We start from the raw sequence: 13,994 nt of genomic DNA, 5'->3' as shown, positions 1-13,994 counted from the left end.
GGGGCCGGCGACCACGACCGGACAAGTCCCAGGAAAGGCACGAAGCCAGTCTCGATATGAGTCACAACCGCGGTCACCGACCACAGCCCACCAGCACACGGGCTGCAAGGAAAGACTCACAGTCTCGCTACGTCCGCTCGTTGCTCGCGGACACTCGACAGCCGAGGAGGCCTACTTCAGCAGCCGCGACATCCGCCGGTCGGCCAACGGCTTGCCGCCGGTCTGACAGGTGGCGCAGTACTGCAACGACGAGTCGGCGAAGCTGACCTCGCGGACGGTGTCGCCACAGACGGCACAGGCCTGTCCGGTGCGCCCGTGCACCGCCATCTGCGCCTTCTTCTCGGCTTTCAGTTCGCTGGCCGGGGTGCCCGAGGCGCGCGCCACCGCCGCACCCAGGGTGGCCCGGATCGCGTCGTACAGGAGTTGCCGCTCGCTCTCGTCCAGGCTGTCCGCGGGCTTGAACGGCGACATCCGTGCGGTGTGCAGGATCTCGTCGGAGTAGGCGTTGCCGATCCCGGCGATGGTGCCCTGATGGCGCAGCACTCCCTTGAGCTGCTTGCGGCCGGCGTCGCGGAGGATGCCGGCCAGCACCTCGGGCGTGAACGCGGGCGTGAGCGGGTCCGGGCCCAGCGAGGCGATGCCTGGTACGTCGGCGGGTGAGCGGACGACGTACACGGCCAGGCTCTTCTTGGTGCCGGCCTCGGTGACGTCGAGTCCGGCACCGGAGTCGAGGACGATCCGCGCCGCCAGCGGGGACTTGTTGCTGGGTCGCGGTGGGGCGGCCGGGACCTCGTCGCGCCACCGGATCCAGCCGGCCCGGGCCAGGTGCATCACCAGGTGCAGTCCGGCGGCTTCGATGTCGAGGAACTTCCCGTGCCGTCGTACGCCGTCCACCAGCGCGCCCTCGAGCGCGGACAGCGGCGGGTCGTAGGTCTTGAGTGCGCTGAACGCGGCCAACTGCACGGCCACGATCGCACGGCCATCGAGCCGGTCGGCCAGATCGTCGACCAGCGCCTGCACCTCGGGGAGTTCGGGCACGGGTTCGAGTCTAGGGGCGTCCTCGCTACGACACGCTAGGTCAATCTAGGTTCCGGGCTAGATTGCTCGATATCGTCCGATCGTGGACCCGATCCGGAACCCGTACGCCCCCGGCGCCGGCCAGCGCCCGCCCGAGCTCGCCGGCCGGGATGAGCAGTTGCGCGCCTTCGACGTGGTGTTGGAGCGGGTCGCCCGCGGCCGGCCGGAGCGCTCCTTGGTGCTCACCGGGCTGCGCGGGGTGGGCAAGACGGTGCTGCTGAACACGCTGCGTTCGGCGGCGGTACGCCGGCACTGGGGGACCGGCAAGTTGGAGGCGCGTCCCGACCAGCCGCTGCGCCGGCCACTGTCCAGTGCCCTGCACCAGGCGGTGCGCGAGCTCAGCCACCCCAACCCCGACGAGGTCGACCATGTGCTCGGGGTGATCCGTTCCTTCGCCGAGCGCGACGCCGGGGCGGGCGCGAAACTGCGGGACCGCTGGCAGCCGGGCATCGACGCGCCGGCGGTGAAGGGGCGCGCGGACTCGGGTGACATCGAGATCGATCTGGTCGAACTCTTCACCGACGTGGGTGGGCTGGCGGCCGACGTCGGCAAGGGCATCGGCATCTTCATCGACGAGATGCAGGACCTGGGCGCCGACGACGTCTCCGCGCTGTGCGCGGCCTGCCACGAGCTGAGCCAGTCGGGGCTGCCGGTGATCGTGGTCGGGGCCGGTCTGCCGCATCTGCCCGCCGTGCTCAGCGCCAGCAAGTCCTATTCGGAGCGGCTCTTCTCCTATCAGCGGATCGACCGGCTCTCCCGGGAGGCAGCGGACGCGGCCTTGAGTCGACCCGCGGCGGAGGAGGGCGCGGCGTACACCGACGAGGCGCTGGCTGCGATGTACGAGGCGACCGGGGGATACCCCTACTTCATCCAGGCCTACGGCAAGGCCGCGTGGGATCTGGCGCCGCACTCGCCGATCACCGGCGAGGACATCGCGGTGGCCGCCCCCGAGGCCGAGGCCGAGCTCGCCGTCGGCTTCTTCGGCAGCAGGTACGAGCGGGCCACGCCGGGGGAGCGGGACTACCTGCGGGCGATGGCCGATGCCGCGGTCGAGTACGGCGATGACCCGGTCGGCACGGTCGCCACCGCGGATGTCGCCGGGGTGCTGGAGCGAAAGCCCCAGTCGCTCTCCCCGGCCCGGGACGCGTTGCTGAAGAAGGGCCTGATCTATTCGGCGGAGCGGGGCCGGATCGCGTTCACGGTGCCCCACTTCGGGAGGTATTTGCGTCAGCGGGGGTGAGGTGTCCGCGACGGGCCGGACCCCAAGGGGTGCGGCACCAGGCACCTGGGCAATCTATACAGAAATCTGTACAGTAGGTGCCATGAACGCCGACTGGCTCTCGTCTGGGCCCGCCCTCTCGGTGACCGATGCGGCGGGGCGAGGCGCTGCGCTCTTCAAGGACGCGGAAGACCACGACGTCATCGTCGCTCGACGCGGGCGGCCGGTGGCAGCGGTGGTCAGCATGGAGCGCCTCGAAGCCATCCGGACGCTGGAGGCGGACGTGCGAAGCGCATCCATCGCGCTCAGCCGCCTGCTTGACGACGAGGGCGTTCGCCATTCGCTCGATGACGTGATCGCGGGCATGGGGTTCTCCCGTGCCGAACTGGAGGCCGAACTCGACGCCGACATCGCAGCGGGCCGCGGCTGATTCCCCGTGGAGTTCGAGAAGGGCCGCCTCTCCGAAGCGGCACGAACGGTCGTGCGCCTCGTCGACGGTGCTGTCGACGACTTGGAGACCATGCTCCGCAAGGGCGACCCGCAGGTGGTTCGTTGGGCGCTGAAGAAGCTGCTGCTCCTCGAACGGAACCCCGAAGCGGGTGAGCCACTTCTCGGCGGCCTGATCGGGTGGCGCAAGATCGTGGTCAGCGACCGCCACTGGCGGGTCGTCTGGCGCGTGGGGCACGACTCATCGGGGGCTGTCGTCGTGGACGTCGCCGAGGTGTGGGCTTTCGGCGCGCGCAGCGATTCGGAGGTCTACGCGGAGGTGGAGGCGCGCATCGCAGAGAGCGACACACCAGTTGCCGAGCCGCTGGTGGACGTCCTTCACCGACTCGGCAAGATCGGACGCGGCCTCACGGCAACCCCTGCACCTGATCCCGTTGTGAAGATGCCCGATTGGCTCAGCGATGCCCTGGTGAAGGTCGTGGGGATGCGCAAGGAAGCGGTCGACGAACTCACCCCGACCGAGGCCGAGCAGATCTGGGAGACCTACACGACCACCGGGCAGGCACCTGAGTAGCCCCCGGACCTCACCCGTGTAGAGACCTACGCTCTGCCCCCCAAGCCGGTACCGCGAAGCGGGGTTGTGAGGGCCGTCGGGGTACTGTCGCATTACGACTGCACTCGCCGGGTCGTCGATCGCGGTCACCGCGATGACAAGGACACCGGCGCCAGCAGCAATCAGAGGCGGTGGCGAGATCACCTCGCAACCTCACGGCTCATTGTCCCCGACTCGTTCCCGCATCGGCACCGGCTTCCGCGTGCCGCGTTGATCTCGTTCATCTGGGAGCCGGGCCTGCCCCTGCCGGCCGGCACCGGTGGCTCGGAGAACTACACGATCGGACAGGTTCGCGAGCTGAACCGGCGCGGTCTGGCGGCCCGGGTCGTCACCATCGGGCTCGGCGTCGCCGATGGTCGTGACGAGTTCGTCGGGATCCCCTTCCTGGCGCTGGCGACGGTGGCCGAGGTCAGCGAACTCGACGGAGCGATCGTCTTCGTCACCGAGTTCCCGGCCGTCGCCACCAGGACACCGGCGTACCAGATCCTGCACGTCCCGCCGCCGCTGCGCGAGCACCTGCGCGACGCCGCAGTGGCCGGCACCCGTGACCGCGGCCTGATCGCGACGAGCGGCTTCGCCGCGCAACTGTGGTCGGGGTTCCTCGACGTCGACGTCGCCACGATCCAGGTCGTCTATCCGTTCGCGGAACCTTGCTTCGCCAGCCAGCCGAGGTGGGACCGGGTGTCGGGGGGCATCCGGATCCTGTACGCCGGCAGGCTGAGCCCGGAGAAGGGGATCTACACGTTCCTGGCGATGCTCCACAACGACCTGGTCGCCAAGGACCCCCGACTCACCTTCACCGCGACCACCTCCGGCGACGACAAGCCACAAGGAGCCCTGATCCGCGGGCTTCTCGAGGCGCACCCGGGCGTGGACCTGGTCCCGGCGTGCAAGACCCCGGCCGCGATGGCGGCGCTGATGGCTGAGCACGACATCGTGGTGATGCCGTCGAACAGCCAGTACTGGCATGAGACGTTCGGGATCGTGTCGATCGAGGCCCAGCATGCCGGATGTCGAGTGGTTGCCTCTGACGATGGCGGCCTCCCCGAGACCGACTGTGGTGCGGTCATCCTGGTCCAGCCGGACAACGCCGAGGCGCTGGCCCTGGGCATCCGCGAGGCGATCGCCTTGGGGCCGCTGTCGCCCACCGGCCGCCACAACGCCGGCGGCAACTTCACCGTCGCTCAGTCGGTCGACGAACTGTTGGCCGTGCTCGCCCGGCCGCGCCCGATCACCCCGGCTGCGGTCATCGCCGAGCTCGAAGCGCTGGTCAACGAACCGCCCCGTGAGAAGGTGCCGGCGGGCCTGCGGAGCGAAGCGGTCGCCTAACCCGTGGATCGCCCCGGCGTGAGAGCCCGGACGGCCGCCTCGGTGGCGGCCGCGAGGTTGTCGGCCTCTGCGGGGTCACGGCCGATGGCGACCAGTCCCATCCGGCCGTCGACGGCCAGCCCGCCGAGCATGTGGAGCACCACCCCGGTGCCGGAGCCGCGGTCGAAGGACAGGTCGGCAGCTTCGACGGCGGCGATCACCTGGGCGGGGGTCAGTCCGACCCACTGCGGGTCCTGCAGCCCGTCGGCGGAGTAGTAGCAGCGCGGCTGACCGTCCTGATCCGCGATCCAGCCGACGCCGATCGGGTCGTAGTGGCCCGGCGTGAGGTTCCGCAGCACGGCGTAGGGGTGCGTGGTACCGCCCTTGCGCAGATTGACCTCCAGGGCGTACACCTGCCAACGGCCGCCCTGGTGCACCGCGATGAAGTCGACAGCGAGCCGGCCGATGGCGCCGGCGGCGGCGAACTGCTTGCCGACCGCCAGCGCATGGCGGCCGAGCTCGGCGGAGTACGCCGGGTCGGCGGGGAACCGACAGCCCACGAAGGTCTGGCCCCCCGGTCCGCCGACGATCTGCTCGTGGGTGGACAGGAGGTGGACGTCGCCACCGGGAGCGATCTCCAACTGGGCGCTGGGGCTGGCCGTGCGTCGGCCGGACAGGTACTCCTCGACGACCCCGCCGAGGGCCAGGTCGCGGACGAACCATTCGGGTGCGTCGTCGAGACAGTGCTCGGCCAGCCAGTCCCGCGGGATCCGGTGGCCGGCCTCGTCGCGGGTGGACATCAGCCAGTTCCCGTCGCCGTACCCACTGTTGTCCTGCTTGATCACCACGGGCCCGAGCCGGGGACGCAGTCGTCGCATCTGCGTCACCGCCTCCGCCACATCCGCGGCATCGCGGACACCTTCGCGTCCGCACGGCGTCGGCACTCCGGCGCGGGCGAAGAGTTGCCGCCCGGCGCTCTTGAAGCCCAGCGGCCACAGTTCCGGCGGGGTGCCGTTGACGGGCAGGCCGACCGCGACGGCCACCGCAACCTCGGCCTCGGTGACGTTCCACGGCTCCAGGTGTCCGAGGCGATCGCCGACGAGGTCCCGTAGTCGCCCGAGCAGGTCGGGGCGGTCCAGCAGTTTGGCCGCGACCGAGCGGGGGCTGTCGTCGGGGACCACCAGCAGGTGCAGGCGGCGCCGTACCGCCCCCGGATCGGCCGGGTCGGCCAGCCGGGCGTAGTAGTCCAGCAGCGTCTCGCCGGGAGGCTGGCTGGTGACCAGGATGAACTCCTCCCCGGGGATCCGCGGCAGCATCAACATCGCCAGCAGGAAGCGGTGCTCGAGGGCGCCGAGCAGTGGCCGGTAGTGCTCGAGGATGCTCGGGCCCAGGCTGTACGACGGCAGTCCGACGACCACGTGCTCGTCCTGCGACCCGGGGCGGTTCGTCGCCAGCGCGTCCGCCAGTCGCCCCTGGAGTTCGGCGAACCCGACCATCTGGCCTCCTGCGGGATGGCCCCTGATTCAGGATAGGGCTGTGCGGGAAACGCCGCGAGCAGGTGGTGAGAAGGTGCGGACCTCAGGCGCGGGCCAGGCGGTACCACCGCGGGTTGATGCCTCGCAGCGGCAACGGCAACCTGGCCTGATAGGCCAGCTCATCAACGATTCTCCACCCCGGGAACGCCGCGGCAACGTCCTCGCGCGTCGCACCGGGCGGGAACGGGCCTCGGCGCGCTCGCGACCAGACGAGGAGAACTATCTCGGCATCGGGCTCGGCCACGGCGTCGACCCCGCTGCCCACCGCTGCACGGTCCTCGTCGCTGAGGTGGTTGAAGCACTCGACGTCGACCACGAGGCGATACCCCGTCCCCAGGTCAGCATTGCCGAGTGCGGTCACGCTGCCCTCAACGAACCGCGCGGCGACACCGGCCTCTTCGGCGCGTCGTCTGGCGTCCAGCACCGCCTTGGGGACGACGTCGATGCCGGTGACGTCCCAGCCACGCTCGGCCAGTTCGAGCGACCATCGGCCCCTGCCGCAGCCGAGATCGAGTGCCGCACCGAACGGACGTTCCAAGCCACCCTCAACTCGGTCGATCAGGGTCCGAAACTCCGGTGCCGCGTTCTCTGAGTCTGCTTCCCATGGGGTGAAACCCACGGCGTACAGGATGCGGTAGTAGCGGCTCATCACGCCTCCGGGGCTGTCGAGCTCCGCTTGAGCGGTCGCTCCTACTCACTCTCGACCCTCCCTTGGAGCACGTCAATCCCTCAGTGCGGACGGCGTCCTCGGCGTCAGCCGTCGAACCGCAGCACGAAGTGGGGGTGCGTGGTGCCGCCCTTGCCCCTAGGTGATCACCTCTCCGATCTGCGGGTCGAAGCAGACCAGTCCGTGTCGGCGGGCCGTCTGGGCGATGTAGGCCACTGCCGCGTCGAGCAGCGGTGAGGCCGACATGCAGAAGTAGGCGAATCATCGGCATCGAGCAACGTCGTATGAGCGCAGCGCTGGGAGCTGCCACCCGCCGCCGGAGCAGAGACAATGGCCCCATGACCACGCCCGATCGGCCGCCGACCCGGCTGGCCGCAGCCGACTCCCGCTGGTGGATCAAGCCGGCAGTCATCGCCGTAGCGAATGTCATCGCGGTCGTGATCCTGGTGTCGGTTGTGGTGGGCTGGAGCGCTCCAGTGGCCCTCGTGCTGCTGGTCGGGTTCGCCTGTGGCACGTGGTGGTTCGTCGATCAGCGCCCGCGGCCGGAACGCTGAGACCACAAGGACTAGGAGTAGCGGTGGCTCTTCGCCGCGTGCCCCGACTCGCGGGTGCAGGTGCGTCCGTTCATCGAGCGGTGCCCGCAGAGGGCGTCGGTGGGCTCGGCGGGAACTGGCCCCGGCGATGCTTTCGCAGGTCGATCGGCGGGTCGAACCGCGGTTCGGGCCGGCGTCGACGTCGCAGCCGACCTCGCGTTGTATCGGGCCTCTCGCATCGCCCGCAGGGCTGCTTCTTTGCTCATCGGTCACTCACCCTATGAACCCTAGATGGGAGCACCGACAAGTTCCCTCAGGCGCGGCGGGCGAATCAGCGGAGCGCTGTTGGTACCGGGGTGTGAATCCAGGGCGCAGGCAACCCGTACCGTGCCGCGAAGACGGTGTCGGCCAACGCTCGGCGTTCACGCACCCTCAACTCCCTTGCTTTGAGATCCTCGGGCAGTGAGGCGGGCTCGCCCTTCCTCCCGATCGCCATGGCTGTGATCGGCGCATGCTCGTTGGGGATGTCGAAGGCCAGCCGAGCCTGCCTCGGATCGAACCCCGACATCTGGTGCACGTAGAACCCGGCTGAGAGCGCCTCAACTGTCAGCAGGGCCACTGCTTGGCCGAGGTCATACACCGCTGTGGGGAGGTCACGATCGCCGGCTCGGAGTTGGGCGACGTTCAAGGCCAGGACAGGGGCTGCGCCGGCCCACCTTCGGTTGCCATCGTCGAGGCAGTCGTGGATCACCTGCCAGGTCGCGTCTGGTTGTGAACCGACGATGAAGCGCCACGGCTGGCTGTTGAACGCCGAAGGCGCCCACGCTGCTGCAGAGAACATCGATCTCAGTTGCGTCTTGGTCGGCCCCTGGGGCAGGAATGCCCGCGGACTCCATCGCCTGGTGAGGAGTTCGTGGATGGACACTTCGGGGTGACCGGCGCCCCCCACTGGTCGGACCCTGCTGGTCATGCCGGTTCGAGGGGTTCGACACCTGTGGGTGCCACCTGCATGATCAAGGCACGAAAGTGGCCGGTGTAGGTGACCCGGACGCGCGATCCCATGGGGTAGTGCAGGAGATCGCCAGCGCTCACGAGGAGAACTTCTCCCGTGGACAGGTCCTCCACATGCTCCTCCCCCTCAAGGCAGTAGAGCACTTCTTCGCCCGGCAGTTCGTGTTCGAACGTCCCCTCGGTCGCCTCCCACAACTCAACGATCAGAGAACGGTCGGGCCGGGCAACCAGTTCGTTGGATCGGGCCACCACGTCATGGAATCGCACGTCGGTGAGGGGCAAGTGCGGTAGAGGGAAGAGCTTCATCTTGGGACCTCCGGACTATTGACACGATGCGAGCGTAGTTGCATAGTATCCATTCATAGTCGTAAAAGAAACACTCAGACATGGAGGTACACCGGTGAAGGCAGTCCGCTTCGTCTCTCCCGACGGGTCCACCCGGCTCGGCAGACTCGACGGCGAGGTGGTGACCGATGCGGGGCCGGCGCCCGACGTCGGGTTCGTTCCCACGGCGCAGGCGTGGTCCGACCTTGCCGCAGCCGATGGGCCTCGCCACAACCTGGGGTCGCTTCGATTGCTCGCCCCTCTACGTCCACCGAAGATCCTCGCCATCGGTCTCAACTACGTCAGTCATGCGGAAGAGTCGGAACTTGAGGTTCCCCCTGTGCCGGTCGTCTTCGCGAAGTTGCCGACATCAGTGATCGGTCCTGAGCAGGACATCGTGATTCCTTTGGAGGAGACCCGCCCTGACTTCGAGGGGGAAGTCGCCGTCGTGATCGGTCGCCCCACCTACCGAGCCACCGTCGAACAGGCGTGGGCATCCGTCGGCGCCGTGACGGCGCTGCACGATGTCTCGGGTCGCCGCGCGCAGTTGGAGACGCCGCTTCGGCAGTTCACGCTCGGCAAGAGCTTCGACACGTTCACTCCGCTCGGGCCTTGCCTGGCCTCAGCCGATGGTTTCGACCCCGAGAAGATCACCCTTCGCACCACAGTGTCCGGTGAAGTCATGCAGGACGCGGACACGTCCGAGCTCATCTTCTCCATCGCCTGGCTCATCTCGTACCTCTCCCGTGGGGTCACCCTCGAACCGGGTGACGTGATTGCCACCGGCACTCCCGGTGGGGTCGGCGACTCCAGGGTCCCTCCGCGCTATCTCGTCGAGGGGGATCGAGTCGACGTTGAGGTGGGCGGCGTCGGCACTCTCAGCAATCCGGTCAGGCACGAGCGCATTGCCTCTGTTCCAGTCGAGGAAGGGAAAGCACGATGATCAACCTGAGAAGCATTGGCCCCGTAGCGGTGGCGTGCTTGGCCGCAACAGCGCTGCTGTCGTCCTGTGGAGTGGGATTGGGGTCCACCGGAGGTGACGCGGACCGGGTCACCCTGGCTTTCGCGTCGTTCGGGGGGCCCTACAGCGACGCACAGAAGAAGGCGTGGGTGGACTCCTTCGAGGACGCCAATCCCGGCATCAAGATCGTGATGGATTCGCCGGTAGACACCGCCAAGATCAAGGCGATGGTCGAATCTGGGAATGTGACATGGGACGTGGTCGATGTCGGCGGGGACTTCGGGCTGCAGAGTCACGGCGACCTGCTCGAGAGGATCGACTGCACCGTTGTGACTACGTGCGACGCGCCGGCAGCCGGGATGACCAACAGCGACTACCGGGTGGCACAGAACGTGACGACGTTCGCGGTCGGCTTCAAGAGGGATGCCTTTGCGACTGAGCCGACGTCGCACGCGGACTTCTTCGATGTCACCACTTTCCCGGGCAAGCGCGGCCTATGGAAGCTCGCCTCCGGTGGTGCCCTTGAACTCGCTCTCCTAGCCGACGGAGTCGCCCCAGATCAACTGTTCCCCCTGGACGTCGACCGTGCGCTGGCCAAACTGGACACGATCCGTGACCACACCATCTGGTATGACAGTCCTCCCGGCGGGCAGGACATGTTGTCCACCGGCGAGGCCAGCATGGTCGTCAACTTCGCGGCCCGTCCCTACGACCTGGCGACCAGGCTGGGAAGTCCCGTGGACGTGCTGTGGGATCGCCACATCGTCGCAGGCTCTTACCTGGTAGTGCCGAAGGGCACCAAGCACAAGGCCGAGGCGATGCAGTTCATCGCTTGGATGACCGATCCGGCGCGTAACGCGGACATCTCCAAGCACTACCCGCTCGCCCCCGGCAGCGCCGCAGCCGTCGACAAGGTGGACCCGGGTGTCTCCGAGTGGTTGGCAACCAGCCATCTGGAGGGTGCCGTCAGTCAGGACGACGAGTACTGGGACGAGTACTTCGGATCCGTCAACGACCAGTTCCAAGCATGGTTGACGCAGTAGTCGTAGTCTCGGGGGCCCCGTCCCAGGAGACGGGCCCCCCCGAGGCACGCAAGTCGCGATTCAATGGATGGGCGTGGTTGGTGCTTCCGGGCCTAGTGTTCATCCTCGCTGTGTTCGGCTGGCCCCTGGGCGAGGTAGTTGTGCGCAGCTTTGGCGGCGACGGCGCCGTCCAGAACTACGGGGTCTTCTTCGACTCCCCCATCTACTTCCGGGCACTCAACTCCACCTTGATCACCTCGGCGAGCGTGACCCTCTCCTGCCTGCTGATCGGATACCCGTACGCCTACCTGATGTCTCAGTCACGCCGCACCGAACTGCTCCTCGCCATAGTCCTACTGCCGATCTGGACAAGCTTCCTCGTCCGTACCTACGCGTGGCAGATCTGGCTCCAGGACACCGGGGTCATCAACTCGACCCTCCTCAGGATGGGGGTGATCGACGAACCGCTGAGTCTGATCCGTACGAATCTCGGGGTCGTGATCGGAATGACCGGAATCCTTCTCCCCTTCGCCATCCTGCCCATGTTCACGGTGATGCGGCGCATAGACCGAGAACTCGTGCGAGCCGCGGAGAATCTAGGCGCCAAGCCGCGAATCGCGTTCCGGCGCATCTTCGTCCCCTTGTCACTACCGGGCGTCTACTCCGGCTGTCTCCTGGTGTTCGTGCTGGCCCTGGGCTTCTACATCGCCCCAGCGATCCTCGGCGGCACCAGCAGTCCCACCCTCTCGACTCTGATCATCGACAAAGTCCAGCGGGAGCTCGACTTCCATACGGCGAGTGCCCTCGGCGTGACCCTGCTCCTCATCGCCCTCGTAGCCGTCGCCATCGGTAGCCGCGTCGTACGGATCCGCGATGTGTTCGGGGGTGGCGCCCCATGAACAGCGACACCAGACGGCGCAGTACTCAGCTCTGCCTTGCCATTCCGGCTGCCTTCCTCCTTGTAGCACCCACCCTGGTGGTGGTTCCGATGTCCTTCACCGCCAGTCCTCTGCTCTCATTCCCGCCCACGGGGTTCAGCACCCAGTGGTACGGCAGACTCGCCTCTGACGAGGCATGGCGCTTGGCGACCCTTACCAGTCTGTCGGTCGCCATCCAGGCGACGCTGCTCGCCACGTCGGTGGGCACCTTGACTGCATTCGGTATCGCCCGCGGTCGATTCCCCGGCAAGTCGCTGGTCCAAGCACTCGTGCTCAGTCCGGCGATCGTGCCGATCGTCCTGGTGGCCATCGGCACGTTCTTCGCCTATGGGCGGGTCGGCCTGGTGGGCACCCCGGCTGGACTGGTTCTCGCTCACGGCGCCTTGGCGGTGCCCCTCGTCGTGGTCACGGTAGCGGCCAGCATCGAAACGATGGACCCGCGGCTCGACCTGGCCGCGGCCAGCCTCGGAGCCGGACCGTTCCGAACGTTCTTCCTGGTCACCCTGCCACTGATCCGGCCGGGCGTCCTCGCTGGCGCATTGCTGGCCTTCGTCACCTCGTGGGATGAGCTCGTCGTGTCGCTGTTCCTGACGACACCCGTGCTGCGCACCCTCCCCGTGGAGATGTGGACATCGGTCAGGGAGCAACTGGATCCCACCGTGGCAGCAGCCTCCACCATGCTCGTCGCTCTGTCGACGGCTGGGCTCGTGATCGCTTACGTAATCGGACTTCGACAGGCAAGGCGGAAATCGTGACGACACCGAGAACATCTGACGGCCCCGGCCCCGCCCTTGAGGTCAAGGCGGTGAGCAAGTACTACGCGAAGAGTTGCGTGGTTGACGACGTCAACCTGGCCTCGCAGCCCGGTGAGTTCCTCACCCTGCTCGGACCGTCGGGCTCGGGCAAGACCACGACGCTGCGCATGATCGCCGGTTTCCTGAACTGCGATCGCGGCAGTATCTCGATCCAGGGTCGAGATGTCACCGGCGTGCCAGCACACAAGCGGGGCACCGGAATGGTTTTCCAGCACTATGCCCTGTTCCCCCACCTCACGGCCGAGCAGAACGTGGCCTTCCCGCTTCGGATGCGGGGAATGGGGCGCAGGGAGGCGCGGGCGACGGCTAGGTCCATGCTCGAGCGAATGCACCTTGATGGCAGGGGACAGCACTTGCCGGCTCAACTTTCGGGTGGCCAGCAGCAGCGGGTGGCGCTGGCCCGCGCCCTGGTGTTCGAGCCGACGCTGCTGCTGATGGACGAGCCGCTGGGCGCCCTGGACAAGAAACTACGGGACGCGCTGCAGATCGAGATCGTCAACATCTGCAGGGAGATCGGGGTGACGGTCGTCTACGTGACTCATGATCAGGAGGAGGCACTGGCCATGAGCGATCGGATCGCCATCTACAAGGATGGCAGGATCGCACAGATCGGCACCGGGGAGGAGCTCTACGAGCGGCCGGCCTCCGTGTTCGTTTCCCAGTTCATTGGTAGTTCAAACGTGATCGAAGGGGACTACGACGCGCAACTCGGTGTGCTGCGCAGCAGGGCGGGCTCGGTGCGCGTCGAGGAGTCAGCCGCGGTTGGCACGTCCTGTGCGAAGGGCGGGCCCGCGTCGCTGGTCATTCGCCCCGAGCGGATCGAGGTCTGCTCCGAGGGCACGCCACTCGCTTCTGGGCGTAGCCACCTGACCGGTCTGCTGGAGGAGTCCACATATCTGGGGTCCGTTCACCGATACCAGGTCCAACTCGCCGACGGCACCACCGTGCAGGCACGGATGCCGGCACTCGCCCGGGCCGACGTCTGGGTGGGGGACCGGGTCCAGGTCGTCTGGAACGACCGTGACGCCGTACTGCTCGAGCAGGAGCAATCCACAGTTCAGCCTTCGTCTGACTCAGCTGGGGAGGTGACCTATGTGTCCACCCCGTGACCCCGACCGGCAGGCCGCTGGCCCGGCGACGTACAGCGGCCGCTTCACTGGTGAGGTACAGCTGGAGATGCTCGACGATGCGGCCGAGGCCGCTCATCCCGATATCGCCCGCGTTTCCTTCGGGGGCGATGCGGTGACCTACTGGCATTCCCATCCGGGTGGCCAGCGCCTCCTTGTGCTTGACGGACGGGCGGTCGTGGGCACCGAGGAATCCGAGTCGACGCTGGGGCCCGGCGACTTCGTAGTAACCCCACCGGGAGAGCGGCACTACCACGGGGCTGCGGACAGTCAGGGTTGTCAGATGCTCGCCATCACGTGGGGGACTACCGACTGGGAGTCCTCGGCTCCTCCAATCACAGCCGCCCCGAAACCCGGTGAGACCGGATCAACCGCACCTGCAGAGGAGTCTCCATGA

Annotated in this window: 16 protein-coding genes; 11 read left to right on the top strand and 5 right to left on the bottom strand. The window is 67.5% G+C overall.

All coding sequences use genetic code 11. The annotated features are described in order from the left end of the window. Positions 1-171: 171 nt before the first annotated feature. Entirely contained in the window at positions 172-1,038 is an 867-nt protein-coding gene (locus JKG67_RS12295; RefSeq protein ID WP_203337607.1) for an Fpg/Nei family DNA glycosylase, read from the bottom strand. An 82-nt stretch (positions 1,039-1,120) separates the two neighbouring features. On the opposite strand from JKG67_RS12295, the gene JKG67_RS12290 reads away from it, so the two are divergent. The 4 genes from JKG67_RS12290 to JKG67_RS12275 all read left to right on the top strand — a co-directional run bounded on the left by JKG67_RS12290 (position 1,121) and on the right by JKG67_RS12275 (position 4,685). Continuing rightward, positions 1,121-2,317: an ATP-binding protein gene (locus tag JKG67_RS12290; RefSeq protein WP_203337606.1), complete on the top strand. Its 1,197-nt coding sequence runs from the start codon at positions 1,121-1,123 to the stop codon at positions 2,315-2,317. An 82-nt stretch (positions 2,318-2,399) separates the two neighbouring features. After that, positions 2,400-2,726, top strand: a complete 327-nt coding sequence (locus JKG67_RS12285; protein ID WP_203337605.1) for a type II toxin-antitoxin system prevent-host-death family antitoxin — start codon at positions 2,400-2,402, stop codon at positions 2,724-2,726. Between the two features lie 6 nt (positions 2,727-2,732). Then, positions 2,733-3,317: a type II toxin-antitoxin system RelE family toxin gene (locus JKG67_RS12280; protein WP_203337604.1), complete on the top strand. Its 585-nt coding sequence runs from the start codon at positions 2,733-2,735 to the stop codon at positions 3,315-3,317. A 249-nt stretch (positions 3,318-3,566) separates the two neighbouring features. Further along, a complete protein-coding gene (locus JKG67_RS12275) occupies positions 3,567-4,685 on the top strand; it encodes a glycosyltransferase family 4 protein (RefSeq protein ID WP_203337603.1) in 1,119 nt (372 codons plus the stop codon). Here the strand turns inward: JKG67_RS12275 and JKG67_RS12270 are convergent. Further along, a complete protein-coding gene (locus tag JKG67_RS12270) occupies positions 4,682-6,160 on the bottom strand; it encodes a peptide ligase PGM1-related protein (RefSeq protein WP_203337602.1) in 1,479 nt (492 codons plus the stop codon). The two genes, JKG67_RS12275 and JKG67_RS12270, sit on opposite strands and share 4 nt — an antisense overlap. A gap of 82 nt (positions 6,161-6,242) precedes the next feature. Continuing rightward, the gene (locus JKG67_RS12265) at positions 6,243-6,848 is read right to left on the bottom strand and encodes a class I SAM-dependent methyltransferase (protein WP_203337601.1); all 606 of its coding nucleotides are present in this window, start codon (positions 6,846-6,848) and stop codon (positions 6,243-6,245) included. Positions 6,849-7,204: 356 nt separating this feature from the next. On the opposite strand from JKG67_RS12265, the gene JKG67_RS12260 reads away from it, so the two are divergent. Then, on the top strand, positions 7,205-7,420 hold the full coding sequence (locus tag JKG67_RS12260) for a hypothetical protein (protein WP_203337600.1): 216 nt from the start codon (positions 7,205-7,207) through the stop codon (positions 7,418-7,420). Between the two features lie 310 nt (positions 7,421-7,730). Here the strand turns inward: JKG67_RS12260 and JKG67_RS12255 are convergent, their stop codons facing one another. Both JKG67_RS12255 and JKG67_RS12250 read right to left on the bottom strand, forming a co-directional pair. Beyond that, complete coding sequence (locus JKG67_RS12255; protein ID WP_238998343.1) at positions 7,731-8,369, bottom strand: nitroreductase family protein; 639 nt, start codon at positions 8,367-8,369, stop codon at positions 7,731-7,733. Next, positions 8,366-8,716 (bottom strand): cupin domain-containing protein, encoded by a 351-nt coding sequence (locus JKG67_RS12250; protein WP_203337598.1) that lies wholly within the window; start codon positions 8,714-8,716, stop codon positions 8,366-8,368. Before JKG67_RS12250 ends, JKG67_RS12255 begins: the two co-directional genes overlap by 4 nt. 94 nt (positions 8,717-8,810) lie before the next feature. Between JKG67_RS12250 and JKG67_RS12245 the strand changes: the two genes are divergently transcribed. From JKG67_RS12245 to JKG67_RS19225, 6 genes are all read left to right on the top strand, one after another. Next, positions 8,811-9,677, top strand: coding sequence for a fumarylacetoacetate hydrolase family protein (locus JKG67_RS12245; RefSeq protein WP_203337597.1), 867 nt, complete (start codon positions 8,811-8,813; stop codon positions 9,675-9,677). Beyond that, positions 9,674-10,738 carry an extracellular solute-binding protein gene (locus JKG67_RS12240; RefSeq protein ID WP_275403352.1) on the top strand — a complete coding sequence of 355 codons (1,065 nt, stop codon included), beginning with the start codon at positions 9,674-9,676 and terminating at the stop codon, positions 10,736-10,738. Before JKG67_RS12245 ends, JKG67_RS12240 begins: the two co-directional genes overlap by 4 nt. A 140-nt stretch (positions 10,739-10,878) precedes the next feature. Further along, on the top strand, positions 10,879-11,616 hold the full coding sequence (locus JKG67_RS12235; RefSeq protein ID WP_203337595.1) for an ABC transporter permease: 738 nt from the start codon (positions 10,879-10,881) through the stop codon (positions 11,614-11,616). Beyond that, complete coding sequence (locus JKG67_RS12230; protein ID WP_203337594.1) at positions 11,613-12,410, top strand: ABC transporter permease; 798 nt, start codon at positions 11,613-11,615, stop codon at positions 12,408-12,410. Before JKG67_RS12235 ends, JKG67_RS12230 begins: the two co-directional genes overlap by 4 nt. Before the next feature lie 50 nt (positions 12,411-12,460). Next, positions 12,461-13,579 carry an ABC transporter ATP-binding protein gene (locus JKG67_RS12225; RefSeq protein WP_203337593.1) on the top strand — a complete coding sequence of 373 codons (1,119 nt, stop codon included), beginning with the start codon at positions 12,461-12,463 and terminating at the stop codon, positions 13,577-13,579. Next, on the top strand, positions 13,563-13,994 hold the full coding sequence (locus JKG67_RS19225) for a cupin domain-containing protein (protein WP_372442079.1): 432 nt from the start codon (positions 13,563-13,565) through the stop codon (positions 13,992-13,994). The genes JKG67_RS12225 and JKG67_RS19225 overlap by 17 nt, the downstream gene beginning before the upstream one ends.

Source organism: Nocardioides limicola (genome assembly GCF_016827675.1).
Classification (GTDB): Bacteria; Actinomycetota; Actinomycetes; order Propionibacteriales; family Nocardioidaceae; genus Nocardioides; species Nocardioides limicola.
This window is presented reverse-complemented; position numbering and strand designations above follow the sequence as displayed.